18 protein-coding genes are annotated in these 21,449 nt (G+C 70.9%); 9 read left to right on the top strand and 9 right to left on the bottom strand.

The window, feature by feature from the left end:
* Positions 1-20: 20 nt before the first annotated feature.
* Both ABC766_RS04600 and ABC766_RS04595 read right to left on the bottom strand, forming a co-directional pair.
* Positions 21-2,378, bottom strand: a complete 2,358-nt coding sequence (locus tag ABC766_RS04600) for a penicillin acylase family protein (RefSeq protein WP_345821279.1) — start codon at positions 2,376-2,378, stop codon at positions 21-23.
* Positions 2,375-3,919, bottom strand: a complete 1,545-nt coding sequence (locus ABC766_RS04595; protein WP_053610972.1) for an acetolactate synthase large subunit — start codon at positions 3,917-3,919, stop codon at positions 2,375-2,377. Before ABC766_RS04595 ends, ABC766_RS04600 begins: the two co-directional genes overlap by 4 nt.
* A 209-nt stretch (positions 3,920-4,128) precedes the next feature.
* Between ABC766_RS04595 and ABC766_RS04590 the strand changes: the two genes are divergently transcribed.
* Complete coding sequence (locus ABC766_RS04590) at positions 4,129-5,730, top strand: ABC transporter substrate-binding protein (RefSeq protein ID WP_345821276.1); 1,602 nt, start codon at positions 4,129-4,131, stop codon at positions 5,728-5,730.
* A 5-nt stretch (positions 5,731-5,735) separates the two neighbouring features.
* Positions 5,736-7,127: an amidase gene (locus ABC766_RS04585; protein ID WP_043388823.1), complete on the top strand. Its 1,392-nt coding sequence runs from the start codon at positions 5,736-5,738 to the stop codon at positions 7,125-7,127.
* A gap of 93 nt (positions 7,128-7,220) precedes the next feature.
* Here the strand turns inward: ABC766_RS04585 and ABC766_RS04580 are convergent, their stop codons facing one another.
* A complete protein-coding gene (locus ABC766_RS04580; protein WP_345821273.1) occupies positions 7,221-7,493 on the bottom strand; it encodes a hypothetical protein in 273 nt (90 codons plus the stop codon).
* 108 nt (positions 7,494-7,601) lie between these two features.
* Positions 7,602-8,303 (bottom strand): sigma-70 family RNA polymerase sigma factor, encoded by a 702-nt coding sequence (locus ABC766_RS04575; RefSeq protein ID WP_043358038.1) that lies wholly within the window; start codon positions 8,301-8,303, stop codon positions 7,602-7,604.
* A gap of 201 nt (positions 8,304-8,504) precedes the next feature.
* Between ABC766_RS04575 and nthA the strand changes: the two genes are divergently transcribed.
* Genes nthA through ABC766_RS04560 form a run of 3 tightly spaced genes read left to right on the top strand, consistent with a single transcriptional unit; the run spans position 8,505 to position 10,152 of the window.
* Positions 8,505-9,176 (top strand): nitrile hydratase subunit alpha, encoded by a 672-nt coding sequence (nthA, locus tag ABC766_RS04570; protein ID WP_043388828.1) that lies wholly within the window; start codon positions 8,505-8,507, stop codon positions 9,174-9,176.
* The gene (gene nthB / locus ABC766_RS04565) at positions 9,173-9,832 is read left to right on the top strand and encodes a nitrile hydratase subunit beta (RefSeq protein WP_345821269.1); all 660 of its coding nucleotides are present in this window, start codon (positions 9,173-9,175) and stop codon (positions 9,830-9,832) included. Before nthA ends, nthB begins: the two co-directional genes overlap by 4 nt.
* A complete protein-coding gene (locus tag ABC766_RS04560) occupies positions 9,829-10,152 on the top strand; it encodes a nitrile hydratase accessory protein (protein ID WP_345821267.1) in 324 nt (107 codons plus the stop codon). Before nthB ends, ABC766_RS04560 begins: the two co-directional genes overlap by 4 nt.
* On the opposite strand, the gene ABC766_RS04555 is transcribed toward ABC766_RS04560, so the two are convergent.
* Positions 10,140-11,015 (bottom strand): MBL fold metallo-hydrolase, encoded by an 876-nt coding sequence (locus tag ABC766_RS04555; RefSeq protein WP_043756023.1) that lies wholly within the window; start codon positions 11,013-11,015, stop codon positions 10,140-10,142. The genes ABC766_RS04560 and ABC766_RS04555 overlap by 13 nt on opposite strands.
* Before the next feature lie 58 nt (positions 11,016-11,073).
* A complete protein-coding gene (locus tag ABC766_RS04550) occupies positions 11,074-12,084 on the bottom strand; it encodes an SDR family oxidoreductase (RefSeq protein WP_345821262.1) in 1,011 nt (336 codons plus the stop codon).
* 178 nt (positions 12,085-12,262) lie between these two features.
* Here ABC766_RS04550 and ABC766_RS04545 point away from each other — a divergent pair, with 178 nt between their 5' ends.
* The 4 genes from ABC766_RS04545 (at position 12,263) to pbpC (ending at position 18,684) form a co-directional block, all read left to right on the top strand.
* The gene (locus ABC766_RS04545; protein ID WP_043354976.1) at positions 12,263-12,511 is read left to right on the top strand and encodes a hypothetical protein; all 249 of its coding nucleotides are present in this window, start codon (positions 12,263-12,265) and stop codon (positions 12,509-12,511) included.
* A 146-nt stretch (positions 12,512-12,657) separates the two neighbouring features.
* Positions 12,658-16,071, top strand: a complete 3,414-nt coding sequence (locus ABC766_RS04540) for an acyl-[ACP]--phospholipid O-acyltransferase (protein ID WP_345821259.1) — start codon at positions 12,658-12,660, stop codon at positions 16,069-16,071.
* A gap of 111 nt (positions 16,072-16,182) precedes the next feature.
* Entirely contained in the window at positions 16,183-16,431 is a 249-nt protein-coding gene (locus ABC766_RS04535; protein WP_345821257.1) for a hypothetical protein, read from the top strand.
* A gap of 120 nt (positions 16,432-16,551) precedes the next feature.
* Positions 16,552-18,684, top strand: coding sequence for a penicillin-binding protein 1C (gene pbpC / locus ABC766_RS04530; RefSeq protein ID WP_345821255.1), 2,133 nt, complete (start codon positions 16,552-16,554; stop codon positions 18,682-18,684).
* Positions 18,685-18,748: 64 nt separating this feature from the next.
* Here the strand turns inward: pbpC and ABC766_RS04525 are convergent, their stop codons facing one another.
* The 3 genes from ABC766_RS04525 to ABC766_RS04515 form a co-directional block, all read right to left on the bottom strand.
* Positions 18,749-19,192 (bottom strand): hypothetical protein, encoded by a 444-nt coding sequence (locus tag ABC766_RS04525; protein ID WP_043354970.1) that lies wholly within the window; start codon positions 19,190-19,192, stop codon positions 18,749-18,751.
* A complete protein-coding gene (locus ABC766_RS04520) occupies positions 19,189-20,022 on the bottom strand; it encodes an ArsA-related P-loop ATPase (RefSeq protein WP_043354968.1) in 834 nt (277 codons plus the stop codon). The genes ABC766_RS04525 and ABC766_RS04520 overlap by 4 nt, the downstream gene beginning before the upstream one ends.
* Before the next feature lie 683 nt (positions 20,023-20,705).
* Positions 20,706-21,419, bottom strand: a complete 714-nt coding sequence (locus ABC766_RS04515; RefSeq protein ID WP_345821252.1) for a MarC family protein — start codon at positions 21,417-21,419, stop codon at positions 20,706-20,708.
* Positions 21,420-21,449 lie beyond the last annotated feature (30 nt).

Here is a 21,449-nt window from a genome sequence, read left to right as displayed (position 1 = left end):
AATCCGTCCCGGCCGCCGGGTCAGGCGGGGCTCGGGGTCAGCGTGATCACCGTCTCGGTGGCCGCGTCCACGGCCGCGCGGCCGTAGAGCATCGGCACATAGTCCTGGCGCCCCCAGACCGGGGCCAGATCGGCGTAGTGCGGGCTTGCCGGGTCCCCCGACTGGCCCGGCACGTTGATGAAGACCGAACGGTCCCAGTCCCCCACATCCACGACCATGCGGAACGAGGCGCCGTGGGTGAGCCGGAACGTGTCGGTCCGGTACTCCGCGTGCATGACCGATGCCGCGGCTCCGCCCACGGGGAGCGGACCGATATCCCAGCGGGAATCGGGCCTCAGGGCGGTCAGCGGATGCGCGAACAGCGCGTGGTGCAGGCGGCCCCAGGACCAGCCCGCGGGGTCGGCGCCCATCCGCTCCCGGCAGGTGCGGTAGGCGGCGGCGAGGGCGTCGGTGAGCAGCGCCGCGCACGCCGCCGGGTCGAGACCGGTCTCCAGCCGCTCGATCAGGCTCTGCGTGTCGCCGGGCGGCAGCAGGCGCCGCGTCCCGGCATCGGGCACCAGCGCCGCGAGCAGGGCCGGGCGGAGGTGCCGGACCCAGACCACCTCGATCAGGGCCGCCGCCGCGGAGCCGTGGTGCAGGGCGCCGTGGAACGACGCCAGCAGAGCCTGGGCCGCGGCGACATCGGGATCGCCCGCCGCCGGCAGGGCCCGCACCAGATCGGCCAGCCGCCGGGCCGGCTCGGAGACGACATCCCCCTGGAGCGCCTGCGAGTCGGCGAGACTGTGCCGGTCCGGCCCGCCGAGCACCGCCCGGATACGGCCGGCGCGCCAGGGCTCGGCCCATTCGAACCCGACCTTCCGATCCTCCGCGGGGTAGTCCGGCGGCAGGTTCATCTCGTTGGCGGTGGCGAGCCAGCCCGAGGCCGGATCGACGCTCCGGGGCAGGGCGCCGGGATCGTGGAAGCCGGCCCAATCGTAGCGACCATCGCCCGGCACCGGCAGCAATCCGTCATGGCCGGGCCGGACCGGCGCCTTGCCGGCCATGAACCACGCGATGTGCCCCGCGGTGTCGGCGTAGAGCTGGTTCACCGAGGGCGCCGACCAATGGCGCAGGGCCTCGCCGAAGGCCTCGGGCGTCGTGGCGCCGAGATAGGCGAGGCTGCCGAGATAGGCGGCAGCGCCGGGCTCCGACCAGACGGTCCGCAGCGCGAAGGCGCGGCCGCGGTCCTCGCGAAGCACAGGCCCGTGCCGGGTGAAGCCGAGGATGAGGGTCTCGTCCGGTCCGCCGCGCACCGGGATCCGCTCCGTGATGCGCGTGATCGGCGCCCAACCGTCGCCGGAGCGGTAGCGGTCGGGATCGGCCGGGTCGGTCTCGCAGACGAAGAGATCCTCCTGGTCCATCGGCGCGATGGTGAGGCTGAAGGCGGCCTGGCCGTTATGGCCGATGGAGATGCCGGGCAGGGCCGGCTCGCCGGCCCCGATCACGTCGAGCCCCGGGGCGGTCAGGTGCACGGCGTAGCGCAGCGAGGGCTGCAGGTAGACCCGGTGCGGATCGCTCGCCAGGATCGGCCGTCCGGTGGCGGTGCGGGACGGCGCCACCGCCCAGTTGTTCGAGCCCTCGGCCGGCTCCTTCGGCGCGCTGCGGGGGCCGCGCGTGACGGCTCCGTGCGCGTCGACCTTGGACCAGTCCCAGGCCTCCGCGCGGGACGCCGCCATCCGGTCCGGGCTGAACCCCACCGTCGCCGTGGCCAGTCTGAAGTCGTCGAGGAGATCGTCCGGCCAGTCGACGGCGTCGAAACCGTCCGGGACGATGGGTTCGTGGGGCGGGCTGATCCGCTTGCGCAGGTCGTCCGCGTCGAGCCCGTCCGCCCGGCTCTCCGCACGGGCGAGCACCCGTGCGCGGGCGACCTCGGACAGGACGTTGCGGATCAGCCCGTGGCTGCGGATGCGCACCACGTCCTCCGGCTGCCATAGGGCCGGGCGCGTGTCCGTCACGGCGAATTCCGGCGGGCGCAGCTCGGGACGCGCCTCGGTCAGGGCCACGTAGGCGTTGATCCCCGCCACGAACGCCGTGACGATGGCCCGCGTGTCCTGCGGCCCGTAGGCCGCCCACTCGGCCGCCATGTCACCGCGGTAGAGGAACAGCCGGGCGGCCCGGTCCTGGGCGAGGTAGCCGGGCCCGAAATCCGCCGCCAGCAGGCCGAGGCCGCGCTTGCGCCAGAGGTCGAGCTGCCAGAGCCGGTCCCGGGCCGCGTTGAACCCCTGCGCCCGGAAGGCGTCGAGCGCCGTGCCGGCGCGGATATGCGCCAGCCCCCAGCGGTCGAGGCGGATCTCCACCGGCGCGTCGAGGCCGGGGAGGGGATAGGTCGCGCCGCTCACAGAGCCACTTCGATGAGGTGCGGACCCGGATTGGCCAGCGCGTGCTCGAACGCCGCGATGAAGTCGGGCAGGGTCTCGACCCGCCGCCCCGCGACCCCGAATCCTCGGGCGAGGCTCACCCAATCCACGGCCGGATCGTCGAGGCTCAGCATGCCGAGCGCCTTCGGGCCGGGATTGAGCGCGCCGACATTGGCGAGCTCCGCCCGCAGGATCGCGTAGGAGCGGTTCGACCAGACGAGCGTCACCACGTCGAGGCGCTCGCGGGCCTGGGTCCAGAGCGCCTGCACCGTGTAGAGACCGCTGCCGTCCGCCTGCAGGTTGATGACCTTGCGGTCAGGGCAGGCCACGGCCGCGCCGGTCGCCATCGGGATGCCGAGGCCGATCGACCCGCCGCTGAGCTGGAGCCAGGTATGGGGCGCGGCATCCCGGGTCAGGGCGAAGAAGTTGCGCCCCGTCGTGATCGACTCGTCGCAGATCACCGCGCCCTCGGGGATCAGCGCGCCGAGCACCTGCCCGATCGTGTCCTGGTCCAGCGGACCCGAGGTCGGGAGCTTCGGCCGCGGGCCGACGGCGACCGGTTCGGCGGGCGGGGCCGCGACGGCCTCGGCGAGCCGCTCGAGGGCGTCGATCTGGTCCTCCTCGGGCGTCGCCAGCGTGATCGTGGTGCTGCCTTCCGGCGCCAGCAGGCTCGGCTTGCCCGGATAGGCGAAGAAGCCCACCGGCGGGGTCGCGCCGATCAGGATGATGTGGCGGAAGTCCTTCAGGGCCGCGATGCCCTGGTCGATCGGGTAGGGCAGGCGCTCGATCGGCACGGTGCCGGCGCCGCGGTCGATCCGGGCATTCGACGTCATGGCCATCAGCTGCGCGCCGGTCTTGCGGGCGATCCGGTCGGCGATCACCCGGCCCTCGTTCCGGACCGCCCGGTCGCCGAGATGCAGGAGCACCGGCTCGCCGCTCCGGAGCGCCTCCACGGCCGCCGCGATCGCGTCGTCGCTCGCCCGCGCACGCTCGGGGATCGGCGGCACGGGCGCGGGTCCGGTGCCGGGATCCCAGGCGGTGTTGGCCGGGAGGATCAGCGTCGCGACCTGACCCGGGGCGGTACGGGCGGCCGCGATGGCGGCGGCGCCGTCGGAGCCGATCTCGGTCGCGCTCATCCCGGTCCGCACCCAGGACGACATCGGATGGGCCAGCCCCTCGATGTCGGAGGTGAGCGGGGCGTTGTATTCCCGATGGTAGGTCGCGTGCTCGCCGACGATGTTGACGACGGGGGTGCGTGCCTTCTTGGCGTTGTGGAGGTTGGCCAATCCGTTGGCGAGGCCCGGCCCGAGATGGAGCAGGGTCGAGGCCGGCTTGTCGGCCATGCGGGCGTAACCGTCGGCGGCACCCGTCGCCCCGCCCTCGAACAGGAACAGGACGCAGCGCATCCCCTCGACCCGATCGAGGGCGGCGACGAAATGCATCTCGGACGTGCCGGGATTGGTGAAGCACACCTCGACCCCGCCCTCGACAAGGGTCCGGACCAAGCTCTCGGCCCCGTTGATGGCGCGCGGCGTCTCGTCGGTCACGGGTGTCTCCCTCGCGGTGCCGCCGAGTTGGCCGGCGAATCGCATTTTTTATTATCGTGACGCGGCTGACGCCACGCGCAAGAGGCGAAGTCCGGCATCTTCTGTTCGCCGAACGCAGGACCTAAACTTGAGCGTGGCGCGGGAATTGCGCTTGGCGCGCCGCAACTACGACGATTGGGATCCGGATGACATTTCGCCGCCTGATTGCCGCCGCCCTGGCGGGTTCCGTGGCCCTGACGGGATCGGCCAGCGCCGAGAGCGTCCTGCGCATCGCCATGACGGCGAGCGACATCCCCACCACGACGGGCATGCCCAACAACGGCTTCGAGGGGATGCGCTTCCTCGGCTACCCGATCTTCGAGGGGCTGGTGCAGTGGGATCTCAAGAGCACCACCAAGCTCGCCGGGCTCATCCCGGCTTTGGCCGAGCGCTGGGAGCAGGATCCGAACGACAAGGCGGTCTGGACTTTCCACCTGCGCCAGGGCGTGAAGTTCCATGACGGGACGCCGTTCAACGCCGACGCGGTGATCTGGAATCTCGACCGCTACTTCAAGAACGACAGCCCGCAATTCGAGGCCCAGGGCGCCGGCATCACACGGGCGCGGGCGCCGCTCGTCGGGAGCTACAGGAAGATCGACGATTCGACCGTGCAGATCACCACCACGCAGGTCGCCTCGTACTTCCCCTACATGGTGGTCTACGTGCTCTTCACCTCGCCCAACTCCTTCGAGAAGGCGGGGCGCGACTGGAGCAAGGTCGCGGCGCTGCCGGCAGCCGGCACGGGCCCGTTCAGGATCACCCGCGTGGCCCCGCGGGAGGCGGTCGATCTCGCCAAGTTCGACGGCTACTGGGACCCGGACCGGATGGCCAAGGTCGACAAGGTCCGGCTGCTGCCGATCCCGGAGGCGAATGCCCGGGTCGCGGCCCTCCGGGCCGGCCAGGTCGACTGGATCGAGGTACCGGCGCCCGACGCGATCCCGTCGCTGAAACAGGCGGGCTTCACGATCACCACGGGCTCATACCCGCATGTCTGGCCCTACCTCTTCAACATCGGCGCCAAGGACAGCCCGCTGAAGGATGTGCGCGTCCGGCAGGGCCTGAACTACTGCATCGACCGGGCGGGCATCGTCGAACTCCTCAACGGGACCGCAGAGCCGGCGACGGGGTGGCTGAACGACAAGGATCCGAATTTCGGCAACCCGAAGAACCGCTACACCTTCGACGCCGCCAAGGGGAAGGCGCTGCTGGCCGAGGCCGGCTTCACCGACAAGAAGCCGCTCAGCCTCAAGGTGATGATCTCCTCCTCCGGCTCGGGCCAGATGCTGCCGATGCCGATGAACGAGTACCTGCAGGAGAACCTGAAGCAGGCCTGCAACGTCGATCTGACCTTCAACGTCGTCGAATGGCAGGTGCTGCTGAACGCCGCCCGGGCGCTCCCCGACGCGCCGAACCTTCAGGGGGCGATGGCGCTCAATGTCTCCTCGCCCTCGTCGGATCCCGCCGTCATGGCCCGCTACTTCGCGGGCGACCGGTTCCCGCCCAACGGCTTCAACTTCCCCAACTGGAAGGATGACCCGTTCGACACGGCCCTGAAGGCGCTTGCCGAGACCACCGACGCCAAGGTGATCGACGCGCAGACCAAGACCGCCCACGAGCGCCTGGTGGACAACCCGCCCTGGCTGTTCGTCGTCCACGACCTCAATCCCCGCGGGATGTCCAAGAAGATCCACGGTTTCGTCTCGCCGCAATCCTGGTTCGTCGATCTCACCCTCGTCAGCGTGCAGTAGAACCCATGTCCGACATCGATCCCGTACACGCCTCCGCGGCCGAACTCGCCCGGGCGATCCAGGGGCGGACGCTCTCGCCGGTCGAGGCCGTCGATGCCCTTCTCGGGCGGATCGACCGGCTGGAGCCCAAGCTCCAGGCCTTCACGGAGGTCTTCGCCGCCGATGCCCGCCTCGCCGCCGAGGGCGCCGACCGGGCGATCCGGTCGGGCCATGCCGTGGGGCCGCTCCATGGCGTCCCCGTCGTGCTCAAGGACCTGATCGACCTGGAGGGCCGGATCACCATGGGCGGCTCGGCCGCCCACCGGGCCCGGCGGGCGGAGCGCACCGCGACGATCGCCAAGCGCCTCATCGGCCAGGGCATGATCGTGCTCGGCAAGACCCACACGGTGGAGTTCGCCTATGGCGGCTGGGGCACGAACCAGCATCTCGGCACACCGTGGAATCCCTGGGACACCGAGACGCCGCGCACCCCCGGCGGCTCGAGCAGCGGCACCGGCGTTTCGGTGGCAGCCCGGATGGCCCCCTGGGGCATCGGCACCGACACCGGCGGATCGGTGCGCCTGCCGGCCGCCTTCTGCGGGCTGACGGGACTCAAGGTGACGGTCGGGCGCGTCTCGACCTGGGGGATCGTGCCGCTGTCTATGACCCTCGATACGCCCGGACCGCTGGCCCGCACCGTGGAGGATGCCGCGCTTCTCTACGAGGCGATCTCCGGCCCCGATCCCCGCGATCCGACCACCCGCGGGATCCAGCCGGAGGCCCCCTGGTCCACGCTCAACCGCGGCGTCCGCGGTCTGCGCCTCGGCCGGATGCCGGCCTCGGAACGGGACGGGGTCGCCCCCGACATGCTGGCCGCCTACGACGCGGCCCTGGACCTCCTGGCCGGGCAGGGGGCGGAGATCGTGGATGTCGATCTGCCGTTCCGGTTCAGCGACTGCATGGCGCTGACCGAGATCACCAACGCGGAGGCCTACTTCGTCAATGGGAGCCTGGCGGAGGACCCGTCCGCGCAACTCGGCGACGCCGTGCGGGGGCGGATCCTGGCCGGCGCGACGGTCTCGGCCCAGGCGTACCTCGGCACGCTTCACCGGCGGGCCGCGATGAAAGAGCAATACGCTGCCGCCCTCGAGGGGATCGACGCCCTGCTGACGCCGACCACCGAGAGCGCGGCCGTGGCCCTCGCCGCCGTCGACGAGGCGCACCTGCCGTCGCGCTTCACCCGCTTCGGCAACCTGCTCGACCTCTGTGCCCTGGCTCTGCCGAACGGCTTCACCGGCTCCGGCCTGCCGCTCTCGCTGCAGATCGTCTGCCGGGGATACGAAGAGGCAACGGCTCTGCGGATCGGACAGGCCTACCAGCGGGCGACCGACTGGCACCTGCGCCGGCCGCCGATGTGAGGGGCGTTCGGACGCGTGCCGCCGGCTCCATCACCGGCTCACAGGACGGCGCGGCGAAAGGAACACGTCCGCCGCGCCGCCCTGCACCGGGCATCAGCGGGCGAAGAGAGTCCAGATCCAGACGACGAGCGCCCAGAACGCCTTCAGGTTCAAGATCAGCGCTCTGAACCAGACCGACAGAAAGCTGAGAAAGACGACGGCACAGAGGAACGCGCTCATCCAGGCGGAATCCTCGGTGACGAGACCGAGCCGCCAGATGGCCCAGGAGAAAGCGAGTCCGAGGAGGCAAAGACCGAAGGCGATGACCACCGGGTGCGCCAGCCCCCGGTGCGCGGCGCTTGAGCCGTCTTGAGACGAAGCGTCCATGCGCGCGGCCCGTCGCGGAGATCGCCAGGAGCCTACGCGGCCACGGCTTACGATCGCCTTAGCGCCGAAGACCAATCAGCCGGACCGGCATGCCGCCGAGCCGCCGGCTCAGACAGCCGGTGCCTGGCCCGAGACCACGACGCCGAGGGTATCGAGCAGCGACGACCGGGCCCGGCTCACCCGGCTCTTGACGGTCCCGACCTGACAGCCGAGCTTCAGGGCGGCCTCCTCGTAGGTGTGGCCCTCCGCCCCCACCAGCAGCAGCGCCTGCCGCTGCGCCGAGGGCAGGTCGCCGAGACGTTCCCAGACGACCTTGAGGGTGCTGGCATCCTCCTGGTCGGAGGGACTGCTCATCTGACCCGCATGCGTCCCGTCCACATCCTCCACCTCCCGCCGCGTCTTGCGCAGGTCCGTGTAGAACTGGTTGCGCAGGATGGTGAACAGCCAAGCGGTGAAGTTCGTGCCCGGCCGGAACTTCTGCTGGTTCGCCCAGGCCTTCACGAAGGTCTCCTGCACCAGATCGTCGGCGCGGCTCACATCGCCGACGAGCGACAGCGCGAAGGTGCGCAGAGCCGGCAAGGCCTTGATGATGTCGCCGCGGAAGTCGAAGGGCACCGTGTCGCCATGCGCCTTGATCGCCACCTCGAACCGGGTGACCAAGGCGGCGAGCTGCGCCGGCAGCGGCTCCTGCTCGACGACCCGGAAATACTCGCGGATCGGCAGGACGAGGTGCTGGCCGATGGCTGCGGCGTAGCTGTCATCCCGGGCACGTACGACGGCGTCGGGCAGGTCCGCAGCAGCATCAGTCATGAATCTTTCCGCCTCCAACACCGATTTACTGGAATCGCTCTAACGTCGGTAGCGGTAAAATTCTGAACCTATGCCAAACGCTCCCGAACGTGACAGGGAATTTAGGCAGAGCGCCCGGCAAGACGGACGGATCGGATCCGCGCAGCCGGACTGGCGCCGCCCCCTCGGGGGATGCACACTGCGCGCAGCCAGGAGAGCGGGATGAGCCACGATCACGCCGATCATGAGCATGATCACCACGATCATCAGCACGATCATCACCATGGCAGCGCCTTGTCGCCGGTGGAGGCCCGGGTGCGCGCCCTCGAATCCCTGCTCACCGAGAAGGGCTATGTCGACCCGGCGGCGCTCGATGCCCTGGTCGAACTCTACGAGACCAAGGTCGGCCCGCATGCGGGCGCCCGGGTCGTGGCACGGGCCTGGACCGATCCCGCATACCGGGCGCGGCTCCTGGCCGACGCCACGCCGGCCATCGCCGAACTGGGGATCGGCGGCCGCGGCGGCGAACACATGGTGGTGGTCGAGAACACGCCGGAGACGCACAACCTCGTCGTCTGCACCCTGTGCTCCTGCTACCCGTGGCCGGTGCTCGGCCTGCCCCCGGTCTGGTACAAGGCGCCGCCCTACCGGGCCCGGGCGGTGATCGACCCGCGCGGCGTTCTCGCCGAGTTCGGGGTGACGCTGCCGGAAACCACCCGCATCACCGTCTGGGACTCGACGGCCGAGACCCGCTACATGGTCCTGCCCATGCGGCCTGCCGAGACGGAGGGCTTTTCCGAGGAGTCGCTGGCCGCCCTCGTGACCCGCGATTCCATGATCGGCACGGGCCTGCCCAAGGGCATACCGGCCTCGCCCGTGGAGATGCCGGTATGAACGGCGCCCAGGATCTCGGCGGCTGCCACGGCTTCGGGCCGGTGACGCCGGAGCCGGACGAGCCGGTCTTCCACGCCCCTTGGGAGCGCCGCGTCTTCGCGATGGCGATGGCCATGGGCTACACGGGTGCGTGGAACCTCGACGGCAGCCGCGCCAATCGGGAATCCTTGCCGCCCGCGGAGTACCTTGCGGCGAGCTACTACGAGATCTGGCTGAAGGCCCTGGAGAAGCAGGTCGCCGCCACCGGATTGGCGACGCAGGCCGAGATCGAGGCCGGCAAGTCCGCGGCCCCGGCCGAGCCTGTCGCGCGCGTCCTGCACCGCGAGGGACTGGAAGAGCGCTTCCGGGCCGGCTTCCCGAGCAGCCGCAACGCCGCTGCCGCGGCCCGTTTCGCGGTGGGCGACGCGATCCGGGCGCACAATGATCACCCAACCGGCCATACGCGGCTGCCGCGCTACGTCCGGGGCAGGCACGGCCGGATCGTGCGCGTCGACGGTGTCTTCGTCTTCCCCGACACCAACGCCTACGGGGCGGGCGAGAACCCGACATGGCTCTACACGGTGGCCTTCACCGCGCAGGAGTTGTGGGGCGAGAGCGGCGATCCGGGCGGCATCGTCACGGTGGCGGCCTTCGAACCCTATCTGGAGCCCGCGTGACCGATCCGTCGCCGAACGCCTTCGCGGCGCCCTGGGAGGCGCAGGTCTTCGCCCTGGTGGTCTCCCTGCGGGAAGCTGGAGTGTTCACGTGGTCGGAATGGGCCGCGCGCCTCGGGCGGGAGATCCGCCCGGCGGGCGCGCCGGAGCAGGCGGCCGATTACGGCGCGTGGCTCGCGACGCTGGAGGCGCTCCTAGCCGAGCGCGGCGTGGCCGGACCCGAGACCGTCGCGGCGCGGACCGCGGCCTTCCTGCGGGCCGCGGAGGCCACACCCCACGGCCAGCCGATCCGCCTGGAGAACGATCCGCTCTACCGGCCCTGAGGCCGGAGCCCGTCGAGCGGCACCGGAGCCGCGTGAGACCGGCCGCTCATCAGCTGGTCGAGCAAGGCCAGGACCTCAGGCCGCCCGCAATTGCGCGCGGGCTCGAACGGCGTCCAGGTCTGGACGAAGTCGAGGCGCTCGAACACGTCGCGGTACCGGCGCAGTTCGCTCGGCGTGAGCGGTACCCCGCGGACGAAGGCCTTGTGGGCCGAGATCGTCGTGGCGCGGCGAAAATCGTCTGGGTCGAGTTCGAATTTCAGCGCGTCGCCGCAGAAGCAGATCTTCCGCGACCGGTCGTACAGGACCGCGTGGCCATCGAAATGGCCGGCGGTCCGGTGCAGTTCCAAGCCGGGCAGGGGCTCGAGGAAATCGTCGTAGGGCCAGCTCACCTGGAGCGCGGCGCTCCAGGTGAAGTCGGCGGCCGGCAGGCATAGCTCCGGGTCGAACCGGTCCTGGAGCTGCGGCAGCGCCCCGTAGGAATGCGGGTGCGAGGCCGAGAGGACCGCCATGCCGCCGAGCCGGGCGATCTGGTCGAGGGCGGCCTCGCTGAAGACCGGGCAGCCCTCGAAGCCCATATTCCCGTGCTCGGTCTGGATCAGGTAGGCGGAGGGCCCGATGCCGGAGACCGGCTCGTTCCAGAAGCGCCAGACGCCCGGCTCCAGCTCCTGCCAGTGACAGGGGAAGGCCTCCTGCGCCTCGCGGGCGGTGCGGAAGCGCCAGCCATCCTGCGGCACCACGTGGCGGGCGTCGAGGCACATCGGGCAGGCGGCCGGCGTCTCGAAATGCCGCTGCCAGAAGCCGCAATTGTCGCAGGTATAGGCGGGCAGCTTCAGGGCGCCCGCGAAGGGCAGGTAGCCGGGCATCGTGGTGGACCTTCCTCGAGGCGGATCGTGTAACAGGCGGCGCGCTCGGACGCAGCCGTCAGGTCCTCTGAGGCAGCCGGCGCGCCGAACGGGCGGCATGGACGGTGCCGGCGAGCCCGACGAGCGCCAGCCCGGCGAGGCCGGCGACCAGGAGATCGCGGGTGCGGCTCGTGGCGAACTCGGTCCGGCTCGCCTTGGTCCTGTCGGAGAATCGGCCGTCGATCCCGACGGAACCAGGCACGGGCTCGTAGAGGTTGCCCGCCATGGCGGGGATGGTCTCGTCGGAGAGCTGCGCCGACCACATGGATGCAGCCTTGCGGTCGGCGAGCGCCGGCGCCAGCGCCTGCGCTGCGGCCATCATCATCGACGAGCGCCCGACCCAGACCTCCCGGCGCGGATGCTCGACCGCGTACAGGATCGCCTCGGCGCAGAGCCGCGGGTCGAAGACCGGATCCGGCGCGAATTGGCGGTGCCCGGTGCGGTTGCGCGCCCAGTTGAACTGGGGCGTGTTGACCGCCGGCAGGTAGATCACGCTGAGGCTGACATTGACCCGGTCGTGCAGCAGCTCGCAGCGCAGGGCGTCGGTGAAGCCCGAGACCGCGAACTTCGCCGCGCAATAGGGCGCCTGCAGCGGCGCCGCCCGGATCGCCAGACCGGACGAGACCTGGATGATCGCGCCGCGATCGCGTCGCTTCATGTAGCGCAGGGCGGCGAGCGTCCCGTAGACCTGGCTGAGATAGGTCGTCTCGGTGACCCGCCGGTATTCGTCCGGCGTGATCCGATCGGCCGGGCTCACAACGGTCGACATGGCGTTATTGACCCAGGCGCGGATCGGGCCGAGTTCGCGCTCCACCCGTTCCGTGGCCCCGTCCACGGCCTGCGAATCGGCCACGTCGGCCCCGATCGCCAGGACCGGCTGGCCGTAGGCGGCCAGCGCCCGCTCCACCGCGGCGAGACGACCCGGATCCCGTGCGATCACCGCCACCGACCAGCCGCGCGCAGCGAATTCATGGGCCGTGGCGAGCCCGATCCCGGCCGTGCCCCCAGTGACGACCGCAACCCGTGCCATACCCACCTCACCGTCGACAGATCGAACCGGCAACACGGATCGGCGCCCTCGGTTGCGTCGTCGGACCGGGCCGCATCGTCACGGGGCGGCCGAATTCCGTTCCGGCGACGCAACGTCCGACGGCCACAGCTGTTGACTGCCTGTACCGCGTCATGCCGAACCATCGAGGGTCGCAGCCATGCGCACCGGACGACGCTTCTCCCTGCCGATCGATCCCTGGCCGCAGGCCTCTCTGGCCGAGCGGACCGCCGTCGGGATGGTGCTGACGTTCCTGCTGCTGCTGCCGGCCTGTGCGGCCGGGGCCGCGCTCTTCGTGATCACGACGCTCGCGGCCCACATGTACTGGTCCTACGACCTCGGCGCCTCGCTGCACGCCCTCATCGCCCGGCACGTCGGGCGGAAGGAGCGCCTGGCTCCGAAGACCTGACGCGGCCTGCCGGCCGATCCGCCACGGGCGGTGCCGGTTCACACGGTCCGACACCGCGACGGCCGTGATCCCTGTGCGTTCGCATCGCTCCGATTTGACCTGACCGTCTCTCCTAGGCCAGTCAGGGTCGGAACCGAGAGAATGCCATGTTCCGTACCCTGATGACTGCGCGGCGGTTCGCGCCGCTGTTCTGGTGCCAGTTCTTCTCGGCGTTCAACGACAATTTCCTCAAGAACGCGCTGGCCTTCCTGATCCTGTTCGGCATCGGCGGCCAGGCGGATGCCCATGCCGGCGTCCTGGTGACCCTGGCGAGCGCCGTCTTCATCGGGCCGTTTTTCATCCTGTCAGGGCTCGGCGGCCAGTGGGCCGACCGGTACGACAAGGCCCTGATGGCCCGGCGGCTCAAGTTCGCCGAGATCTTCGCGGCCGGCGCCGCCGTGCTCGGCTTCCTGCTGCATTCCGTGCCGATCCTGTTCGTCGCGCTCGGCCTGTTCGGGACGATCGCGGCCCTGTTCGGCCCGATCAAGTACGGGATCCTTCCGGACCATCTCCGGCGCGAGGAGCTGCCCGCCGGCAACGCCCTGGTGGAGGCGGCGACCTTCCTGGCGATTCTGCTGGGGACGATCGCGGCGGGCGCGGCCTCGGCGATGGGCGGGTCCGGAATCGTGTTCGGCGCCCTGGTGATGGGCTTCGCCGTCCTGTGCTGGCTCTCAGCCCGGATGATCCCGGCGACCGGGGAGGGGGCGCCGGACCTGCGCGTCGACCCGAACGTCGCCCGCTCCACCTACGCGCTGCTGCGCGACCTCTGGGCCGACACGCGCCTGTGGCGCGGCTCGCTCACCGTGAGCTGGTTCTGGCTCGTCGGCGTGGTGGTGCTGTCGCTGTTGCCCGTCCTGGTCCGCGGCGCCTTCAACGGCACCGAGACGGTGATCACGCTGCTCCTGGCGCTCTTCTCCATCGGCATCGCATTGGGCTCCGGCCTAGCCTCGTGGCTCGCCAGCGGCCGGATCGTGCTGCTGCCGACGCCGGTGGGCGCGGTTCTGATGGGGCTGTTCGGCCTCGATCTCGCCTGGACGGTCGGCCATCTCCCGGCGCCCCCCGCGGAGCCGATCGGGCCCCTCGCGTTCCTGCAGACCGGCCACGGCCTGCGCGCCGGGATCGACTTCCTCGGACTCGCGACCTCGGGCGGCCTCTACATCGTCCCGTCCTTCGCGGCCGTGCAGGCCTGGGCCGAGAAGGCGATGCGGGCGCGAATCATCGGCGCGGTCAACGTCATGACGGCGGCCTTCATGGTGGCCGGCACCCTGGCGCTCGCGGGTCTGCAGGGCGCGGGCCTGTCGATCGCGAGCCTTCTCGCCGTGGTGGCGGTGCTGAACGTCCTCGTCGGCGCGATCGTGTTCGCGACCCTGCCGACCAGCCCGTTCCGCGACGCCCTGTCGATCCTGTTCCGGGCTTTCTATCGCCTGGAAGTCCGGGGCTTCGACAACCTCGCTGCGGCCGGGCCGAACGCCATCGTGGCGCTCAACCACGTCTCGTTCCTCGACGCGCCGCTGGCCCTGTCGCTCCTCGAGCAGGAGCCGGTCTTCGCCATCGACAGCGGGATCGCGCAGCGCTGGTGGGTGCGGCCGTTCCTGCGCGTCACCAAGGCGATGCCCCTGGACCCGACCCGGCCGCTCGCCACCCGGACGCTGATCAATGCGGTCAAGGGCGGCGAGACCCTGATCATCTTCCCCGAGGGTCGGCTCACCGTCACCGGCAGCCTGATGAAGGTCTATGACGGCGCCGGGCTCATCGCCGACAAGTCCGACGCGATGGTGGTGCCCGTGAAGATCGACGGGCTGGAGCGCACCGCCTTCTCGCGCCTCTCCCGCCGGCAGGTCAGCCGCCGCTGGTGGCCCAAAGTCGTCGTGACGGTGATGCCGCCGGTGCGCCTGACGGTGGACCCGGCCCTCAAGGGCAAGGCGCGGCGGCAGGCGGCCGGTGCGGCCCTCTACGGCATCATGTCGGACCTCGTCTTCCGCACCACCGACATCGACCGCGGATTGATGGCGGCTTTGATCGAGGCGGGCGAGCTTCACGGCTGGCGCCGCAACGCCCTGGAGGACCCGGTCGGCGGAAAGCTCAGTTACGGCCGGCTCGTGATGGGCGCCAACATCCTCGGCCGCAAGCTGATGCCCCTCGCGCCCCTCGGCGGGCGGATCGGCGTCATGCTGCCGAACGCCAACGGCGCCGCCGTGACGCTCTTCGCGCTGGCTTCCGCGGGCCGGGTCCCGGCGATGATCAATTTCTCGGCCGGCCCCGCCAACGTCCTCTCCGCCTGCCGGGCGGCCGAGGTGAGCAGGATCCTCACCTCCCGGGCCTTCATCGAGAAGGGGCGGCTCGGACCGCTCGTGGAGGCGATCCGCGACTCGGTGGAGCTCGTCTACCTGGAGGACGTGCGGGCCGGCATCACCACCGGGGACAAGATCCGGGGCTTTCTCGCGCCCCGGCGCCCCCTCGTGGCCCGCCGCGGCGAGGATCCGGGGGCGGTGCTGTTCACCTCGGGCAGCGAGGGCACGCCGAAGGGTGTGGTGCTCGCCAACCGCTGCATGCTCGCCAACGTGGCGCAGGTGGCGGCCCGGATCGATTTCGGGCCGATGGACAAGGTGTTCAACGTCCTGCCCGTGTTCCACGCCTTCGGCCTGACGGCCGGGCTGATCCTGCCCTTGGTCTCGGGCGTCCCGGTCTACCTCTACCCGTCGCCGCTGCACTACCGGATCGTCCCGGAGCTGATCTACGGCTCGAACAGCACCGTTCTGTTCGGGACCGACACGTTCCTCACGGGCTATGCCCGGGCCGCCCATTCCTACGACCTGCGCTCGCTGCGCTACGTCGTCGCCGGCGCCGAGGCCGTGAAGGAGACGACCCGGAGGACCTATGCGGAGAAGTTCGGGCTGCGCATCCTGGAGGGCTACGGCGTCACCGAATGCGGACCGGTCGTGGCGCTCAACACGCCGATGTTCAACCGCTTCGGCACGGTCGGGCGGATCCTGCCCGGTATCGAGACCCGCCTGGACCCGGTGCCGGGGATCGACGAGGGCGGCCGCCTGTCGCTACGCGGCCCCAACATCATGCTGGGCTATCTGCGCGCCGAGAAGCCGGGCGTCCTGGAGCCGCCGCCGGGGGGCTGGCACGACACCGGTGACATCGTGGCGATCGACCCGATGGGCTTCGTGACGATCAAGGGCCGGGCGAAGCGCTTCGCCAAGGTCGCGGGGGAGATGGTCTCGCTCGCCGGCGTCGAGGCGTTGGCCGCCGAACTGTGGCCCGATCGTCCGAGCGCCGTGGCGGCGCTGCCGGACCCGCGCAAGGGCGAGCGGCTGGTCCTGTTCACGCAGGAGACGAGCGCGACCCGGGCGGCCTATCAGAGCTTCGCCAAGAGCCGTGGCGCCTCGGACGTGGCGATCCCGGCCGAGGTCGTGGTGCTGGAGGCGATCCCGATGCTCGGCACCGGCAAGATCGATCAAGTGGCCGTCACCAAGCTGGCCCTGGAGCGCGCGAAAGAGACGGCGGCCGCCTGACCGGAGGCCCCCACGCCCCGCGTCACCCAAACGGGGGATGCGGGGTGCCCCGGGATCCGATGGTATCGCGCATACAGCCGCGATTCGAGACGCTCGGCGCGTACGGGGCGCGTGTCTGAGGGGGACGCGGGTCGGTTCGACGAGGGGCAGATCATGCAGAAGGGCAGGCCTATTCCCGCTTGGCTGGCGAGGCGGACCTATTTCAAGCGGATCGGGCGCTGGACGAAGCCCGGCAAGGCGGCGGCGCCCTCCGGGCCGGTGGCCGCCCCGATCCCCTCCAACGTCGTGCCCTTCCCGGTCCGGATGAACCGCCCGGATCGCCCCGTCCTCGAGGACCTGCGCGTGGTCGGCACGGCGTAGGGTGGGGCCTCGCCCGGACCGGACTGTCGCGCGCGGTCGGCGCCCGGGATCGCCGGGGGACTTGTCGGCCGCGCCGGAACGGTAAATCCTGCGCCGTCGGAGCCGGAACCGGGGGGATGCGTGCCGCACGACGGGTCCGATCCGAGCAGGCCGGCGCCCCCGCGGGCGCGGCGCATCGGTTCGCGGCTGGCTTTCGGAGCCGCCGCGCTCGGTCTGAGCCTTCTTGGGGCCGGCGTCGGCGCGCTCTGGCGTTTCGCCGACGCGCTTCCCCCCCTCGACCTCAGCCCCGCAGAGGCGCGCTCGACGGTGGTGCTGGATCGGGCCGGCACGCTGCTGCGCCCTTTCGCGACGGCGGACGGGCGCTGGCGCCTGCCGGTCACCGCGGAGACGGTCGATCCACGCTATCGGGCCATGCTGCTCGCCTTCGAAGATCGCCGTTTCGCCGATCATAAAGGAATCGATCCGGCCGCGGTGTTGCGCGCCGCCCTCCAGTGGCTTGTCCGGGGCCACATCGTGTCGGGTGCCTCGACCCTGTCGATGCAGGTGGCCCGCCTGGTCGAGCCGCGACGGGAGCGCTCCCTCGCGGCCAAGCTCCGCCAGATGGTGCGCGCGGTCGCGCTGGAGCGACGTCTCGGGAAGTCCGGGCTCCTCGATCTCTATCTGGCGCTGGCCCCCTATGGCGGTCCGCTGGAGGGCGTCCGGGCCGCGAGCATCGCGTATTTCGGGCGGGAGCCGGTGCGGCTGACCGCGGCGCAGGCGGCTCTCCTCGTCGCCCTGCCGCAATCGCCCGAGACCCGCCGCCCGGACCGGTTCGCGGAGCGCGCCCGCGCCGCCCGCGATCGGGTCCTGGCCGTCGCGCAGGCCCGCGGCATCCTCACCGCGGCCGAGGCCGAGGCCGCCCGGGCCGAGCCGGTGCCGACGGCGCGCCGGCCGTTCCCGATGCTCGCGGCGCATGCCGCCGAGGAGGCGGTCGCGGCCGACCCGGAGGCTGCAACGATCCGCCTTGCCATCGACGGCCGCCTGCAGGAGAGACTGGAAGCGCTGGCGGCCGAGCGCGCAACCGCCGCCGGGCCGGACCTCTCGGCCGCGATCCTCGTCCTCGACAATCGTGACGGGCGGGTGCTCGCCCAGGTGGGCAGCGCCGGCTACCTCGACCCGTCCCGGCGCGGCGCCATCGATATGACCCTGGCGGTGCGCTCCCCCGGCTCGGCGCTGAAGCCGTTCGTCTACGCCATGGCCTTCGCGGACGGCCTCGCGCATCCCGAGACTCTGCTGGAAGACCGGCCCGCCCGCTTCTCGGCAAGCTACGCCCCGGAGAATTTCGACCTGACCTTCCAGGGCACGGTGACGGCCCGCCGGGCCCTGCAGCTCTCGCTCAACGTGCCGGCGGTCGAATTGATGGACGCGGTGGGGCCCGCCCGCTTCATCGCCCGGCTGCGCGCCGCCGGGGCCGGGATCCAGCTCCCCCGAGAGGCCGCGCCGGGGTTGCCGGTCGCACTGGGCGGGCTTGGCATCACGCTCACCGATCTGGCCCGTCTCTATGCCGGGCTCGCCCGCGGCGGCGCGGTTCCAGACCTGCTGCGCCGCGCCGACGGGGTCGCGGCCGAATCCCGGCACCGCGTCGCGGAGCCCGTGGCCGCCTGGTACGTCGCCGACATCCTGCGCGGGACACCGCCGCCGGAGAACGCCCTGCCCAATCGCATCGCCTACAAGACCGGCACCTCCTACGGGTACCGCGACGCCTGGGCCGCGGGCTTCGACCGTCACGTCACGGTCGTCGTCTGGGCCGGTCGGCCGGACGGCGCCGCGGTGCCGGGGCTCGTGGGCCGGACGGTCGCGGCGCCGCTCCTGTTCGACGCCTTCGCGCGCCTCGGGATCGAGCCCGAGCCGGTCCCGCAGCCGCGGGATGCGCTGGTCGTGGGGACGGGGCGCCTGCCGCCGCCGCTGCAGCACCTGCGCCGCGAGGCGGCCGAGACGGCGGGCCCGGCGCTGCGGATCGCGTATCCGCCGGACGGGGCGCGGATCGATCTCGGCCTCGGCGCGGACGCCCACGGCGCGGCGGATGGCGGTCCGGGCCTCGCCTTGAAGGCTCTGGGCGGGGTGCCGCCGCTCACCTGGCTGGTCGATGGTCAGCCGGTCATTCAGACGCCGCGACGGCGGGCAGAATGGGTGCCGGGGGGCGCAGGCTTCGCCCGGATCTCCGTCCTGGATGCGACCGGCGCCAGCGACAGCGTGTCTGTCCGGCTCGAATAGGCCCACGCATTCCTGGCTGCCGGCACAGCACCGGGCGCCGCAGTGGAATCCGGATGCGTCTGGATCAGCGGCCGATCCCGAACCCGCGCGGTGTGTCGGCGGCGCCGCGCTGCCCGCAGGCCTCCAGCGCGGCGGCGATCCGCGTCGCGCTGGCCGCGGACCCGTGCGACAGGCTGAGGACGGTGCCGAGGATCCCAGCGCTCACGAGGACGCCGAGGGCTGCCACACCGAGCAGCACGTAGCTCATCAATCTGTTGCGGCGCAGGTCGGCCGTCAGCGCCCGGATCAGATCCTGATTGTCTTCGGCCAGACGATTCCGCGCCGCCACCAGCTCGTTGTACATGTTGGTGATGGCGTTGGTGGACATGTACACGAGCAGCAGATGGACGACGAAGTCGTCGTCCGTCGTGGTGTTGAGGGCGGCCGCGATCCGCACGGCGAGCTGGCGCTCCCAGGGCTGCAGATCGCGGCCATGGACCGACCGGTAGAACCGCTCGAGATTGGTCACGGCCGAAGGGCATCCCGCCACGCCGTGTGGAAGTTGCGCCGCAGGCGGCGGCCCTCGACCCGAAGGCGCATCGGCGCGCTGTTCGCCAGGGCCTGCCAGGTCATGTGCTGGACCCGCAGGGCCTCGATCAGCCGCTCGCCGATCCGCTCCACCTCGATGACGCGGAAGTTCGACTGCTTGCGCAGGGAGCGCACGAGATCGGACGATTCGAGATAATCGAAATTCGTCGCCTGGGCGGTGTTCTTGGCCAGGATCGCCCGATCGCACTCGATCAGCATGGGCCGGAGTTCCCTGAGGACCTCCAGGGCAGTGGGATCGACCGCGCCGGCCGCGACGACCACGGCGAGGCGGATATTCGCCTCCCGGCAGCTCTCCACGATGATCTCGGCACAGCGGCGCGTCGTCTCGGTATCGCCGGCCGGGAAGTCGACCACGATGAAGCGTTCGGGGGTCTCGATGACCCGTTCGATCAGGTCTTGGCACAGGGTCGGGTCGACGCGCCCCGTGCTGTCTTCGGCACGCAGGCGCTGCCGGAAGCCGGTGATTCCGGACCTGCGCGCCACGAAATTGTCGCTGCCGGGGTTGGTCTCCTGCATGAGCGCGGTGTGGAAATGCCGGTTGGCCGGATCGGTGTCGATCGCCAGCACCGGACCCGCCTCCGCACAGAGATCGGCCACCTGAAGGGCGATGGTGGTCTTGCCGACGCCGCCCTTGCCGCCGAGGCAGAGGACGAGAACCTTCGCGGCAGAGCCCAGAAGATCGCGCTGGATGTCCTGGATCTCGTCCGGGCTGTACCAGGCCGGAACTTTACTCTGGGACGTGTCGGTCATGCGCTGTCTCCTCGCTGATTCATGCAGGACGGCCTCGGCACGCGCGGCACCGGGCCTGCGAACATTCGGGGGTCACGGGACCAGCCCGCACGGGCGGTCCGGGGACGCGGTGCGGGCTCCCGACGGCGCGATCGCGCAAAGGGCTCTCGGGCCTTCGCGAGGGAAGGATCCGATCATGCCGGGGCCGACGGGGGCGGGGAGACCCACCGGTGACGCTGACCTGGGCCGAGCGCGATCGCGTGCGCCGTCCCTTCGCGTCCCCCCGGCGATAGGCGTCTCGGATTGGCGTCCGTCGCCACGGTAGGCACTCCGTTCCTGGATCTCTTTCTTCGACGGTTGGACCCAGAAGCTTTCGCTTCGCTGCAGCCGAGTTCTGTGAAGATCTTGCGGACCACAGGAAACGACGCAAGCCGTGTCTTATCAGTTTTCCTCTCAAATCTCCGTCTAACGCGCGATCATTAAAAAAGTTTTATACTTTATTACAACGCAATAATCGTCGATTATATGAGTTATTATCCTACACTTATCGATATACGGCAGACATAATCGTCAATTCGGCAGATTCGTCCGGACGGATAGCGAGCCCCTCCGCATATCCGGCATGTGACGGGAAAGGCCCGTCGAAACGATCCGATCCGGAGCGGCCCTCAGCACTTCGCGAATGACGGGTGCGCGCGCGGACGTCAGCGGGCCGCAGCGAGGGGGGCGAACACGTCCAGGAGGCCGTTCACCAGGATCTGCGTGCCGACGCACAGCAGCAGGAAGGCGAAGAGGCGGCCCATCACCCGGGCGCGGGCCGGGCCTATGAACGCCACCACCCGGTCGGCGGAGGCGTAGAGCACGGCGACCGTGGCGGCGACCGCGAGGGCTGCCAGCGTAACGCCGATGTAGAAGCTGAACCGCTCCGCATAAGCCGTCGGCCGGTTCGCCCCCAGGGTGATGGCAACCGCGATCGTCCCCGGTCCCGTGGTGAACGGCAGCGTCAGGGGGAAGAAGGCGATGTCGGAGAGGGGGCCCGGCGCCGGATCGCCCTGTGGCTCTGCCGAGACCGCGCCGCGGCCCGCCGAGCCCGAGGCCTCGGCCTGCTTGCGCGCCTCCCGCGCCTCCGGCCGGTTCAGCTGCGTCCAGGCCGACGACATGACCACGAGGCCGCCGGCGATGCGCAGCGCCCCCAGCGTCACGCCGAAGAAATTGAGGATCGGCGTGCCCGCCCAGAGGGCGCCGAGCATCACCAGGGCGGCGTAACCGCCGATCCGCCGCGACAGCAGAACGCGCTCGGCGTGGCTGAAGGCGCTCGTCACCTGCGCGAAGATGAACGCACCCCCGATCGGGTTCACGATCGAGAACAGGGCCGACAGGGCGAGCAGGAACTGCTGGGTGGTGAGGTCGAGGCTCATCGGGTCCAACCGGATCGCACGCTGTCCTGG

The sequence above is a fragment of the Methylobacterium fujisawaense genome (assembly GCF_039619325.1).
Classification (GTDB): domain Bacteria; phylum Pseudomonadota; class Alphaproteobacteria; order Rhizobiales; family Beijerinckiaceae; genus Methylobacterium; species Methylobacterium fujisawaense.
This window is presented reverse-complemented; position numbering and strand designations above follow the sequence as displayed.